Raw genomic sequence first — 11,768 nt, 5'->3', positions numbered from 1 at the left:
GTTCGGGCTTATCCCAGCACGATGCTGCGGGCGTTATCAGGCCATTTTCTTTGGGTTACTTTCGACGCGAAGCTAGTCCCGTGGGATCTTTTGGGCCAGCAAAAGAAAAGTGACTCGAGCGGCGGCAGCCGATCGAAACGCCCGCCGCGCAGGCGGCACCCTGGCGTCAACGCAACAACTAAGCACCGGGGCTCTGGATGACCAGCCATGCGGCGCTTGAAAAGCCCTTCCGGCCTGCGCCGGAATGACAAGCCAAGGTCCGGCCTCCGCCGGGATGTCGCGCAAAAAAACAACCTCGCCCACCGAGACACCAAGCAAAAACCAAATCTGCGCCCAGCATCAAGATCAACACCAGCCGCATAACGATACCAAGCAAGAAAGGGCCGCCACGCGGCCCCCTCAAGCCCCACCTTACTTCGCCGCCTTCCCCTTCGGCGTCACCGTCAACGCCAACGCCTCGACATAAGTGACGACCATCATATCGCCTACTTTCAGCTTGTTCAGTTGCGCCTGGCGCTCCGGATCCTTCACCTCGATCGTGCGGCTCTTGCCGTCCGGACCGGCCACGGTGATGGTGTGGTGCTTGAGGTCTACCGCAGTCAGCCTGCTCGTCACCGTGACGCTCTGACTTGCCTTGGCGCCCGGCTCGCTGCCCTTGGGTGCGGAAGACTGGCCTGCAGAATAATCCACGCCTGGCTGGGCGCTGTCTGCGGACATCACCTGCAAAGCCACCGCGGCCTGATAGTGCGCTGTCACCTGATCGCCGGCCTTGAGCTTGTCGAGGTTCTGCACATCGGGGCCAGCCTGCACCGTGACTTCCTTGCCCTTGGGACCCTTCAAGGTGACCAGGCGCTTTTCCTGATCGACGGATACGACGGTTGCCGTGATCGTCTTGTCCTCGCGACCCAGCTCGTGCACCGTTGAATTGACCGCAGACTCGGAGGCAGCCTGTTGTGCCGTCGCAAACATGGGCGCGGACATCGCCATCGCCGCGGCCAGCACACATGCCGTGGAATGCTGGAATGTCTTCATGAGCTTGTCTCCTTTGGGTGTCGATCGCCGTTTGGCGGTTGGTGCGTTGGAAGGCGGACGCCAGGCGCCGGCCAGTTTCCTGGAGGGCCCGCGTGACGGTGTTTCACGTCGGCGTGATGGGCGTCCCCTCGCCCGATCATGTTCGGTCAGGACGTCGCGGCCCACGAGCGTAAAACCACCCAAGAGTGCTAGGTACTTTTACGGCTCGTGCGAACCCCGCGGGGCGTGACAGCGCCGTCGACGGGGAGCAAGCTTGCCGGCATGCATCGCGGCGAGTCACGCGATCTGGCCATCCATACTTGCGGAGTCATCGCTCATGTCCGTTGCCGAACCGCTCGACACCGTCCTTATCACCGGCGCCTCCACCGGCATTGGCGCCACGTATGCCGACCGTTTCGCCCAGCGCGGCCACCCGCTGGTGCTGGTGGCGCGCCGAGTGGAGCGTCTGGAAGCACTCGCAACGCGACTTTCCCGTGAATATCACGTGAAAGTGGACGTTTTTGCGGCCGACCTGACCTCGCAATCCGAACTCGCCAAAGTCGAACAGCGCCTGCGCGATGATGCGGCCATCGGCATCCTGGTGAACAACGCAGGCCGCAGCGGCGGATCGGTACTCGCGCAGACCTCGCCCGACGACGTGCAGGCCATGATCGAGCTCAACGTCACCGCGCCCTCGCGGCTGGTTGCCGCCCTGCTCCCGCGGCTGGTGACGCGCGGCCACGGCAGCATCATCAATATCGCATCGGCGCTGGCCATTGCGCCCGAGCTGTTTGGTGGCGCCTATGCGGCGAGCAAGAGCTATGTGCTGACTTACACCCTCGCGCTGCACAAGGAGGTGGCCGAGCGCGGCATCCGCGTGCAGTGCGTATTGCCCGGCGTGACGCGCACTGAGATCTGGACCCAGGCGGGCCTCGATGCCATCCCCGCGCACATGATCATGGAAGTCGACGAAATGGTGGACGCCGCGCTTTCTGGTTATGACCAGGGCGAAGTGGTGACGATTCCTTCGCTGCCCGACATCGAAGCATGGAACCGCTACGACGAGGCGCGCCGCCGAATGGCTCCGGAGCTGTCGCGCGACGTGGCGGCCGATCGCTATAAGAGCGATATCCCCGAAGACGCCTGAACTGAGAACGCCGGCTACGCCATTGCACGCGTGCAGGCTTATAGTGTGCTCGACCGCACCGCGCATTGGTGCGATCCACGCGGGCCTCTTACCCGCATGCCTTGCGTAGAGTCATGGGAGAACGACCATGCGATATACGTTACTGGCAGACAGCAGGGACGGCATGCTTCTGCTTGCCCGCCTTCTGCTGATGGTTCTGTTTGTTATCTTCGGATGGAACAAGATCGAGGGCTTTTCCGCGACCGTCGCTTATATGGGTTCCGTTGGCGTCCCGATGCCAGCGGCCACGGCCGGCATCGCGGTGATCATGGAGTTCGTCGTGGGACTGGCCATCGTGGTGGGCTTCTACACGCGGCCGCTGGCCTTGCTGTTGGGCCTTTATACCTTGGCTGCCGCGGTGATCGGCCATCAGTTCTGGCATATGGTCGATCCCGAGCGCGTCGGCACGATGATCAATTTCTACAAGAACGTGAGCATCGCCGGCGGACTGTTGTTGCTGGTGATTGCCGGCCCCGGGAGGTACTCGCTGGACAAGCGATAAGGCGGTTCCACCGACCCTGGCGCGATGGTGCGCGCCAGGTGGCAGCTGGCCCGATCAATGGAAGACGGGCGTGTTGTCACCGCCCAGGCTTTGCAGCAGTTCGTGCGCTTCGCGCGAACGCGGGGCCACGGCCACCAGGCGCTCGGCGTACTCGCGGGCCTTGTCCGCATGGCCCGCATCTCGCTCCGCACCGGCCAGCGCAAACAGCAGCGACGCATCGTAGGGTGACGCGCGTAGGCTTGCTTCCCATAGCGTGCGCGCCTGCTCGTTCTTGCCTGCGGAATTCAACGCCACGCCATAGACGTAAGCGAACCGCGCATTGTCCAGTTCGGCGCGGTGGGCACGCTCGAGCCATGGCATGGCTTCTTTCGTCTCGTTCTGCCGGATCAACGACAAGCCCTTGGCGTGCAGGAGGTTGGCGTTGCCAGGAACCGCATGCAAACCCTCGTCGATGACGCCCTCCGCCTGTGCCTCATGACCGCCGTTTCGATACATGTCGGCGAGATTCACATAGGCCGGCACAAAGTCCGGCTGCAGCTTGAGGGCCTGACGAAACGCCTGTTCCGCTGCCGCCGTGTCGCCGCGCTCAACATAGACCACGCCAAGGTTGTAATGGGACTCCGGACGATCGGCAATCGCCGCCTGCGCCTGCTGATACGCGGTGAAGGCACGATCGCGCGCGCTGCGCTGCGTGACGTCGAGCTGCGAATCGGGCACGCCGGCCAGCACGCGGCCCGCTTTCACGCGCACATCGAGTACTGCATCGTCGGCCAGCGGCGCCGCCAGTGGTCCGCGTACCTGTGTCGGGAAGGCGAGCAAAGCATCGAGTGCGGCGGCGCGCATGAGCGGATCTGCATCGGCCAGTGCGGACTGGATCGCGGGCAACGCATCGGGGCTGGCGTAACGACGGAGCTCGTTGACCGCCGTGGCGCGTGCAATGACTGGCGAGCTGGCATCGGCCGCCAGTGTGGTCAGCAGGGATGACGCACCCGGTTTGCCACGACGCGCGGCATCCAATGCCTCGACGAAATGCTGGTAGCCCTTGCGCTCGGGACCATGCGCCTTGGCGATCGCATCGGCAGCCCACGGCGCGCCCTTGTCGGCGTGGCAGTTGGCGCAAGCGTTGGGCACGCCGTACTGCACGGTGAGATCGGGGCGCGGCACGCGGATGGAATGATCCGGACGTGCATTGATCACCATGTAATTCTTCGAGGGCATATGGCAGGCCACGCACTGCGAACCTGCGCTGCCATCCTTGTGCATGTGGTGTGCCGCGGTGTCGTATACCGCGGGGGTATGACAGCTCTCGCACAAGGCATTGCCCTGCGCGCGCGTCCTGCCGGTATGCGGATCGTGGCAGTCGCTGCAGGTCACACCCTTGGCGTACATGCGGCTTTGCATGAAAGAGGCATACACATACACCTCATCCAATTGCTGACCGTCGGCGTGATAGCGGCCTTCGGCCAGCAGCACGGGGTCGTGCGTATCCATCAGCCGACCGGTGGGCGCGGTGTCCTTGGCAATGATGCTGCGGCGCGAATGGCAGACCGCGCAGGTTTCCACCTCGCGATGCGTCGCCAGCGGTGCGCTGCGTGCGGGGTTGCCGCTGGCCGGGTTGGGAATCCAGCGCACGCCTTTGCGCTCGTCGAGCGCGATGGCCAGGCCCATCGATGGATCGGCATGCTGCGCCGCCTGCCCCGCCTTCGACCATTCCATATGACGCGAACCTGGACCATGGCAGGCTTCGCAGGCGACGTTGATCTCGTTCCAGCTCGTCTTGAAGGTGTTGCTCGCCAGGTCGTAGTTGCGCTGCACATGGGTGGAATGGCAGTCGGCGCACATGTAGTTCCAGTTCTGGTTCAGGCGCGTCCAGTGCAGCGTGTCGTGCGCGTCGATATGCTCGCCGGGATACAGATTGAACCAGCGCTGCCCGCCTTCGGCTGCCGGGCGCGCGTCCCATGACGCGCGCAGCGCCTGCAGACGGCCATCGGGAAACGCGACGAGATACTGCTGCAATGGATAGACGCCGAAGGTGTACTTCACTTCGAACTCGCCGGGCTTGCCGTCGGGACCGTCCGTCTTGACGGTATACGAGCTGCCTCGCTTGGAAAAACTGGCGACGGCGCCGTCTTGCTTCAGCGCACCTTCGAAATGACCTTCGACGGTCTGCTCATTGGCCACCTGCATGGCCAGCGCGTGATGCGATGACTGCCAGGCCTGGGTCTCTTTCGCATGGCATGAAGCACACGCTTGCGTGCCCACATAGTGCGCCGGCGGCAACGCGGCGGCAGGTGGTGTTGGCGCCGAGGCGACGGAGGCCACGGGCGTGGTGGCCACACCAGGTGCCGGCACGCGCAGCCACCAGATGCCCAGCACCACCAGCACCAGCAAGGCCACGCCGAGCGGAAGCCACCAGAGCCCGCGACGCTCTTCGGTCGACGGGGGCGCGCTTGCGGGTGCGGCGGGACGCGCGGACGCGCTCTTGCCAGAGCGCTTGCCGTGGCTCTTCCTGGAACGCCCCATGCCCTCTCCCCAAACCTGTACGAGTGTATGCGCCGCTTCCCGTGGCGCTGTGTTTCAACAGCCGCGCGGGCATGGTAACGGGTATCTGCGATGACGCCGTGAATGCGCGCCGCGCTTCACGCGGCGGGATTGAGCGGCGGCAACGCCGACTGTTGTCGCCAGCGCCAGCGACTGCGCTTCCACTGGCGCCTTGCGGCGGCAAGCCCATCGACCAGTGCGTTGGCGGACCATGGCGAGCCGTTGCCGCCATACAGCGAATCCTGCAGCGCGTTCCACTGATCGCGCAGCGCGGCATCGCCATGGCGCGACACCCAGGCGTCGATGCTGGCGGGTGCGCCATCGTCCGCGGCCCGTCGCACCCACGCGTCGATGGCTTGCGACAGCGCGACCGCTGAAGCTTCGCCGCGCCGACGGCGAACGGCGCGGAAGGCGACGGCTTCACGATGGCGCCAGCGGTATCGCCAATCTTTCCACCGCTGCCATTGCCTCGCGCACCATGCACGGAAATACCAGCCAAGCCCCGCCAGCACGGCAAGCGTCAACACGGCCAGTCCTGCATCGCTGGAGAACCAGCCGATCAGCCGTGGCATGAAACCACGCTGCGGTAACGCAAATCGCGGCTTGTTCGCCGCTCCCCACCATGCATGGAAATGCACAGCTGGCACGGTGCTCTCGCGCCATTCGTGCGTGCGGCTGTCCATCCAGCGCACGCTGATCGGCGGCAAGGTGTAGCGACCACGGTGATCGATCACGTAGCTGGCCGTGTCCACGCGGGTGCCACCGACGAAACCGCCGTGGTTATCCACCGCATCGCGCACCACCGGCGAGGCCGGATACAAGGTCAACCCGTCCACCGGCGCGAACGTGCTGGGCGGCAACATCATCGCCGGCGCGCCTTCGGCGGATATCTCGATGCGACGCGTCAGTGTGTCGCCGACATGCAGCCCGCCGTCCTCCGGCGTGATGGTCTGGGTGATCTTGAGCGAGCGGGCGATGAGTGCCTCGGTGACGCCGGCTGGCAGCACCAGCGCCCTCACCTCCAGCGACAGGGGCTGGGTCTGCACGGCAACTGGCGTGCGTTGAGCGCCGAGATGGGCGGTGATCTCGAACGACGGAATGTCGATCGGCCCCGACATCAGGGGCGTGATCAGATACGTGCGTGAAACGCCGGACCACGACTGACCGTCCACCGTCTCGACCAAATGCCCCGGGGTTTCGGCCGACAACGACAAATAGGCGCCGTCGATGTGCAGCTCCGGCAGCACGGGTGCGTCGATGAAGAAATCCGACGTCAGTACATCCACGACGATGCGAGCCGTCTCGCCCTGCATCAGGGTGCCCACCGGCTCCTGGTGCACGCGTACCCGCACGGGCGGCGGTGCGGGTGGTGCTTGTGGCTCGTCGGCATAAGCAAGCACGACGCTCAGATACAGCAGGCATGCGATCAGCCACTTCATGGCTGCGGGCCTGCCGCACTGCTGGCGGGCGCGGGTGCCGGTTGGCCCTCTTCGATGCTGAACTTGGTGCGCAGGAAATCCGCAGGCGACACGCTCAGGTTGCGCATCCACACATCGGCGGGCAGCTGCGAGGGACGCTTGCCCGTCACCTGCATCTTGCCTTTTCCCTTGGCGCCCTCCTTGTCCTGCTTGACCTGGTCGGGGCGACTTTCGTCGTCCTCGTCCTCGGCCGGCACGCTCTCCCGCTGCTTCATCAGCGTGACCATCAGGCGCAGATTGGCTTCGGCGTCCGGGAAGGGATGACGCAGGCGCAGCGCTTCGTCGTAGGCTTCCTCGGCTTCCTCGTATTCGAACTGGTGGGCATAGCTGTTGCCAGTCATGAACTTCGCATCCGCACCCGGCAAGGTCTCGAAAATCTTGCGCGCATCGTCCCAGCGGCCATGCTGGTACAACGCCCAGCCCTTCCAGGTGGGATCCTGGAAATGCTGGGCCGCCTTCTCAAAATCGCGATGCTCGTAGTACCAGCGGCCTTGCTGATCGGGGGTGAAGAACCAGTCGGCCACATGCCAGTCCGCCGCCATCGCGGATGATGGATGCATGGCCAGCCCGGCAACGCCGAGCACGAACACCCAGCGCACCATCCAGCCGCGCCGGAACCAGAACAGCGCGATCAGCACCAGCGGGTAGCACAGGAAGTAGCCATACTCCTTCCAGTGCACCGACGATTTGTCCTTGACGATCTGCAGGTGATGCACGGCCTCGCGCTGCACCCATTGCATGTCTTCGCCACCTGAGGTGATGCTGGCCAGTGGAACATGCGCTTGCGCGGAGAGCCGCTGCAGCGCGCCGTCATCAAGCTTGGCGTTGAGTGGTGTGCCATCCGATCCCGTCTGGATCTGGCCATTGGCCCCGCGCAATGGACCGCCCTCGGTGGTGCCCACCGCCAGCATCAACACCTGCTGTCGCGAGTGCTGCCGATGCGCCACGAACGCCGGGATCTGTGCATCGTCGAACCCGCTGGTGAAGAACACGATGGTGCCCGGATCGCTTTCCGCGTTGAGCAGCTTGTCGGCCAGCGCGAGTGCGGCGCCTGCGTTGAGTCCCTTGCCGGCTGGCAGCAGGTCGGTGCTCAGCGCCGAAAGGAACATTTCCATCAATGCCGCATCGTCGGTGGGCGGCAACACCATATGTGCCGAACTGGTGTAGACGATCAGGCCGGTGCGGCCGCCCACGCGCAGGGCCATCAGGTCGCGCACCTTCTGCTTGGCGCGCTCCAGCCGCGTGGGCGAGACATCCATCGCGTTCATCGCCGCGGAGAGATCCATCGCCACGACGAGCGGCGCGCGGTCCTCCGCAAACGGCGGCGATTCCAGTTCCCACGTGGGGCCGGCGCAGGCAATGCTGCCCAGCACGAGCACAGCGCAGACCAGGTGAATGGGACGGGGACGCCAGCGCTCGCTGTCGCCGACCACCAGATGCGCCAGCAGGTGCGGCGCGATCATGCCTTTCCAGCGTTGCAGCGGATCGTTGCGACGGCCCCACCACCACAGCAGCAACGGCCCTGCCGGCAGCAACAGCAGCCACAGCGGTCGGATGAAATGAAAGCCCTGTTCCATCTCAGCTCTCCGACGTACCGGGCGACAGCCGGGACATGTCGCGGCGGCGTGCCAGCGGCGCCAACACGCCAAGCATCACCAGGTGATAGGCGATCATCAACAGCAGTGCAGCTCCCAGGGGAACGTAGTAGAGCCTGACCTTCGGCCGGTAGACCGAATGCTTCACCTTGCTGGGTGTCACGCGATCGAGCAGTGCATAGATGCCGGCCAGCTGTTCGCGGTTTTCGCCGCGGAAGGTGCGCCCGCCCGTGGCGCTGGCAATGCGCTTGAGTGCGTCCAGGTCGACGCGGTTTTCACCCTTGGCCATCGGATCGCCGATGCCTATGGTATGGATCACGATATGGCCGGCCTTGGCGATCTCGGCAGCCTTGTCCGCGGGAATGCGGCCCGCCGTATCGTTGCCATCCGTCAGCAGGATCAGCACGCGCTCGCGTTGCTGGGAATGTTCGGTCATCTTCACGGCCACGCCGATGGCGTCGCCAATGGCCGTCTGTTCGCCCGCCATGCCTACGCGCAGCTCGTCGAGCAACTCGCGCACGGCCACATGGTCGAGCGACAACGGCGCCTGCGGAAACGCGTTGGTGCCGAACACGATCAGGCCGATGCGATCGGTCGTGCGATGGGCGATGAAATCATCGACCACGCCCTTCACGGCGCTCAAGCGATCGATGCGCTGCCCTTGTGGATCCAGGAAATCAGGCGTGGCCATGGAACCGGACAGATCGATCGCCAGCAGCAGATCGCGCGCCGATTCAGTGCGTTCGATCGGCGGCTCCAGATGCTGCGGTCCGGCCAGGGCCAGCACGACCAACGCCCAGCACAATGGCGCCAGCACGCGGCGCAGCCAGTTGCCACGCAATACGACGGCACCACGCGCGGGCGTTTGACCTGTAGCCTTGGTCAATTCGTCGAAGAACGGCACGCGCACAGCGCGCGTGCGTTCGCCGTACGGCGGCAACAGCCACCACACCAGCAGCGGCAGAGGCAACACCAGCAGCAGCCAGGGGTGCTCAAGCTGCCACATGGTCGTCGATCCAGTGGCGCAGCAGTGCCATCAAGGCAGCGAGTTCGTCCTTGCCGAGCTCACGCGGCCCGTAAGCGAGTGCATCGAGCTGACGCCCCGGCCCTTGCACGAATCCACCGCGGGGATAGGTCCGATCGAGATAACGTAGCCACGCTTCGCCCGTCAGCGGCGCCACCTCTTGCCGTGGCGCCCACGACAGCACCGTGCGCTTGACCAGCACGGGCAGCGCGGCCAGTGCCTCATGGCGCGTGGCCGCATCGTTCGCCGCGCGCTCGATGGCGTCCAGCTCGACCTGCGCTTCGCGCCGATAGCGATTGCGCCGCCACCTGCGCCAACGAAAGAACGCGTACAGCAGCAAGCCGAGCACGATCAGGCCGCCGACTACCCACCATCCGGCGGTCTGCGGTGCGTAGGACACCGGCGGCGGCGCCGGAATATCCTTGAGATCCGCAATCGATGCCATCGGCTTGTCGGGAAGCAATAGCACCGCCTACCTCCCGCGCAGGGCGAAGCGCCCAAGCATGCGCGCCACCTGCAGGAGCGTGGGCTGTTCGGTATCGATGGCCAGCATGGGCACGCCGCAACGCTGCACCAGTTCGACGGTTTCCTGCAGGCGCCGGTCGAACATGACGCTCAGCGGCTCGCGAACCGTCTTGCGGTCGAAATCCAGCTCCACCTGCAGCTCGCCCTCGGTGACGACGATCTTGCCCCGGTCCGGTATCGCGCGGGCGGATGGATCAAACACCAGGGCGGCGACAACGTCGTTGTGCGTGGCCAGCTCACGGATCAGCTGCAGAGTCTCTTCGTCCGCCCCCAGGAAATCGCTGACGATGAAGACCAGGTAATCGTGCGTCGCCAGATGCAGTGCGGCACGCAGCGCGGCATCCAGTTGCCCGGGATTGATGCGCACCGGATCATCCGCGCGCAAGGCCTGGTTGCTGCGCGCCAACGCGCCAAGCATCGCAAGCAGGCGCGATCGGCTGCGATGGGCGCGGATGCTTTGGATATGGTTGTCATCGAACACTACCGCGCCGGCACGGTCGCCAGCCTGGAACGACATCCACGCGCCCAGTGCCGCCAACTCCGCCGCCACCACCGATTTCATCGCGCGGCGCGTGCCGTAGAACATCGAGATGCGCTGGTCCACCACGAACAGCGCGGGTCGATCCCGTTCCTCCGTGTACGAGCGCACCAGGGCATGACCCACGCGCGAGGACGCCTTCCAGTCCAGATGACGAAGATCGTCGCCCGGCACGTAGGCACGGATCTCCTCGAAATTGAGGCCGCGTCCGCGCAGGCGCGATGCATGTCTTCCCGCAAGAATGCTGTGATGCGGGCGGTGCGGCGTGGCTCGCAGGCGGCGCGCATCGAATTCCATCCGCGCCAGGTACGAAGGCGTGACGTAGACCGTACCAATGTCGCTGTCCGATACCGCTGCCATCGCACCGATCTCCCGCTCAGGCCGGCACGGCCACCAGCTCCAGAATCTTGTCGATCACCTGATCGGCATGGATGCCTTCGGCGCTGGCGTCGTAGGAAAGCATCAGGCGATGGCGCAGCACGGGATGCACCATCGCACGCACATCATCGGGCGTGACATGGTCGCGCCCTTCCAGCCATGCATGGACGCGCGAGGTGCGTTCCAGCGCAATGCCGCCGCGTGGACTGGAGCCGATCTGGATCCAGGTGGCCAGGGTCTTGTCGTAGTTGGCAGGATGGCGCGTGGCATCGACCAGGGCCATGATGTATTGCTCGATCGCCGGCGCCACATGCATGGCATGGATCTCGCCACGCGCTTCGAACACGCTGGCCGGTGCGATACGCGAATCCTGCCCCCCACCCGCACCATGGGATGCCCCCACTTCCTCGCTGCGCACCAGTTCGAGCACGCTGATCTCACTGTCCTTGTCCGGATAGTCGACCAGCACCTTCATCAGGAAGCGATCGAGCTGCGCCTCGGGCAATGGATACGTGCCTTCCTGCTCGATCGGGTTTTGCGTGGCCATCACGATGAACAGATCCGGCATCTTGTGCGTAGTGCCGGCGACGGTGATCTGCCGCTCCTCCATCGCCTCGAGCAGTGCGGCCTGCACCTTGGCCGGCGCACGGTTGATCTCGTCGGCAAGAATGACGTTGCCGAAGATCGGGCCCGGCTGAAACTGGAATACGTTCTGGCCGTCCTTCTGGTGCAGCACTTCGGTACCGGTGATGTCCGAAGGCAGCAGATCAGGCGTGAACTGGATGCGGCGCATCTGGGTATCGAGGTTCTTGGCCATGCTCTTCACCGCACGCGTCTTGGCCAGGCCAGGCAGGCTTTCGAGCAGCAGATGACCATTGGCCAGCAGCCCCACGATCATCTGACGGATCAGCTCGCGCTGCCCGATGATGGAGGTCTCCATCTGCGCCTGCAGCGTCGCAACGGCCTCTTTCGCATTCATGTCCACTCGCT

Annotated in this window: 10 protein-coding genes; 2 read left to right on the top strand and 8 right to left on the bottom strand. The window is 64.8% G+C overall.

Features of this window, described 5'->3' with window-relative positions; all coding sequences use genetic code 11:
* Nucleotides 1–411: 411 nt before the first annotated feature.
* Nucleotides 412–1,032, bottom strand: coding sequence for a hypothetical protein (locus AC1DKY_RS19550; protein WP_441605283.1), 621 nt, complete (start codon nucleotides 1,030–1,032; stop codon nucleotides 412–414).
* 316 nt (nucleotides 1,033–1,348) lie between these two features.
* Here AC1DKY_RS19550 and AC1DKY_RS19545 point away from each other — a divergent pair, with 316 nt between their 5' ends.
* Entirely contained in the window at nucleotides 1,349–2,158 is an 810-nt protein-coding gene (locus AC1DKY_RS19545) for an SDR family NAD(P)-dependent oxidoreductase (protein WP_441605282.1), read from the top strand.
* Nucleotides 2,159–2,321: 163 nt separating this feature from the next.
* A complete protein-coding gene (locus AC1DKY_RS19540) occupies nucleotides 2,322–2,699 on the top strand; it encodes a DoxX family protein (protein ID WP_441605281.1) in 378 nt (125 codons plus the stop codon).
* 54 nt (nucleotides 2,700–2,753) lie between these two features.
* Here AC1DKY_RS19540 and AC1DKY_RS19535 read toward each other — a convergent pair whose 3' ends face one another.
* The 7 genes from AC1DKY_RS19535 to AC1DKY_RS19505 all read right to left on the bottom strand — a co-directional run bounded on the left by AC1DKY_RS19535 (nucleotide 2,754) and on the right by AC1DKY_RS19505 (nucleotide 11,757).
* Entirely contained in the window at nucleotides 2,754–5,222 is a 2,469-nt protein-coding gene (locus AC1DKY_RS19535; protein ID WP_441605280.1) for a tetratricopeptide repeat protein, read from the bottom strand.
* A gap of 116 nt (nucleotides 5,223–5,338) precedes the next feature.
* Entirely contained in the window at nucleotides 5,339–6,679 is a 1,341-nt protein-coding gene (locus AC1DKY_RS19530) for a BatD family protein (protein WP_441605279.1), read from the bottom strand.
* Nucleotides 6,676–8,295 (bottom strand): VWA domain-containing protein, encoded by a 1,620-nt coding sequence (locus AC1DKY_RS19525; protein ID WP_441605278.1) that lies wholly within the window; start codon nucleotides 8,293–8,295, stop codon nucleotides 6,676–6,678. The genes AC1DKY_RS19530 and AC1DKY_RS19525 overlap by 4 nt, the downstream gene beginning before the upstream one ends.
* Before the next feature lies 1 nt (nucleotide 8,296).
* A complete protein-coding gene (locus AC1DKY_RS19520) occupies nucleotides 8,297–9,319 on the bottom strand; it encodes a vWA domain-containing protein (RefSeq protein ID WP_441605277.1) in 1,023 nt (340 codons plus the stop codon).
* Nucleotides 9,306–9,806 carry a DUF4381 domain-containing protein gene (locus AC1DKY_RS19515; protein WP_441605276.1) on the bottom strand — a complete coding sequence of 167 codons (501 nt, stop codon included), beginning with the start codon at nucleotides 9,804–9,806 and terminating at the stop codon, nucleotides 9,306–9,308. The genes AC1DKY_RS19520 and AC1DKY_RS19515 overlap by 14 nt, the downstream gene beginning before the upstream one ends.
* A 3-nt stretch (nucleotides 9,807–9,809) precedes the next feature.
* Nucleotides 9,810–10,760, bottom strand: a complete 951-nt coding sequence (locus AC1DKY_RS19510; protein ID WP_441605275.1) for a DUF58 domain-containing protein — start codon at nucleotides 10,758–10,760, stop codon at nucleotides 9,810–9,812.
* A gap of 16 nt (nucleotides 10,761–10,776) precedes the next feature.
* A complete protein-coding gene (locus AC1DKY_RS19505) occupies nucleotides 10,777–11,757 on the bottom strand; it encodes an AAA family ATPase (RefSeq protein WP_441605274.1) in 981 nt (326 codons plus the stop codon).
* Between the last annotated feature and the right edge of the window lie 11 nt (nucleotides 11,758–11,768).

The organism is Dyella sp. 01N448, from assembly GCF_056399225.1.
This window is presented reverse-complemented; position numbering and strand designations above follow the sequence as displayed.